The 1,415-nt window shown below is 69.9% G+C and carries 1 protein-coding gene; it reads left to right on the top strand.

The window, feature by feature from the left end; all coding sequences use genetic code 11:
- Positions 1-102: 102 nt before the first annotated feature.
- Complete coding sequence (locus tag M3B01_RS14535) at positions 103-1,392, top strand: ISL3 family transposase (RefSeq protein WP_259793261.1); 1,290 nt, start codon at positions 103-105, stop codon at positions 1,390-1,392.
- Positions 1,393-1,415: the final 23 nt, after the last annotated feature.

Genomic DNA, 1,415 nt, shown 5'->3' on the forward strand with positions numbered 1-1,415 from the left:
CTGGCTCTTCAACTTTGAGCGTGGTGGGGCCCTGAAGTAGGGCTCGCGGCCCTACGCCAGCATGGGTGTTGTCTAGACATCTCATGAGCGAGGACCGCGAGCGTGCACAAGCCTACGTTCGACGTCGATGCGGCGTCGATCCTGTTCAACCTGTCCGGTTACCGAGTCGTCTCGGCCACCCCTGGCGTCGGCGTTGAGCAACCGCGGCAGGTGCTGATCGAGACGACCACGAGCGAGGGCGCCTGCCCCTCCTGCGGGGTGCTGTCCTCGCGGATCCAGGCAAGACCTACCCAGCGCGTGAAGGACGTGCCGTGCGGGGGTGAGCGGCTCGACGTGCTCGTGCGCAAGCGCCGCTACGCCTGCCGTGAGTCGTTGTGCCCGCGGCGGTCGTTCACCGAGGAGACCGAGCAGCTGCCCGCGCGGGCGAGGGTCACGACCCGGCTGACCGAGCAGGTGATATCCGCCTGCCGGGCCGAGCCGCGGGCGGTGTCCCGGGTCGCGCACGAGGCGCACCTGTCCTGGCCCACGGTGATGCGGATGCTCACCACCACCCTGGACCTGGACACCGGCGTGGACCGCCGGCACGTGCGGCACCTGGGGATCGATGAGCACCGGTTCCGCACCGTGCGCTACCTGCGCGACCCGGACACCCACGCGGTGAAGCGGGTCGAGCCGTGGTCCATCGTGTTCACCGACCTCGACGACGGCGCGATCCTGGACGTCGTCGACGGGCGCCGCGGCAAGGTCGTCACCTCCTGGCTCGCAGCGCGGCCGCGGTGGTGGCGCCGACGCGTGCAGGTCGTCGCCCTGGACATGTCCAGTGAGTTCCGGGCCGCGGTCCGCAAGGCACTACCGCGGGCGAAGGTCAGCGTGGACCACTGGCACGTGGTGCGGCTGGCCAACGAGATGGTCACCAAGGTGAGGAGGCGCCGGGTGTGGGAGCTGCACGAGCGCCGAGGGCGGGCGACCGACACCCCGTGGAAGTACCGCAAGCTGCTCACCTGCGCCGGTGACCGGCTCACCGTCCGGCAGCGCACCAAGCTGCAGCAGATCCTGGCCGAGGACGTCGAGCTGGCCGTCGCGTGGGGCATCAAGGAACACGTCCGCCAGGTCCTCACCGCCACCGACACGCCCTCCTTCCAGCGGCACTGGGCCGGCCTCGAGCGTGCCGTGCGAGCCACCCACCTGCCCGAGCCGGCCGCGCTGTTCCGCACGCTGCGCGCCTGGCGTCGTGAGCTGCTCACCTTCTGCCGAACCAGGGTCACGAACGCTCGCACCGAGGCGGCGAACCTGACCGCCAAGACGATCAAGAGGGTCGGGCGCGGGTACCGCAACCATCGGAACTACAGATGCCGCATCATTGGCTATGCGCCCCGACCGATCGCGGCGTGAACACCCAGCACCACGCTCAAAGT

Source organism: Brachybacterium sp. p3-SID957 (assembly GCF_025144775.1).
GTDB lineage: Bacteria > Actinomycetota > Actinomycetes > Actinomycetales > Dermabacteraceae > Brachybacterium > Brachybacterium epidermidis.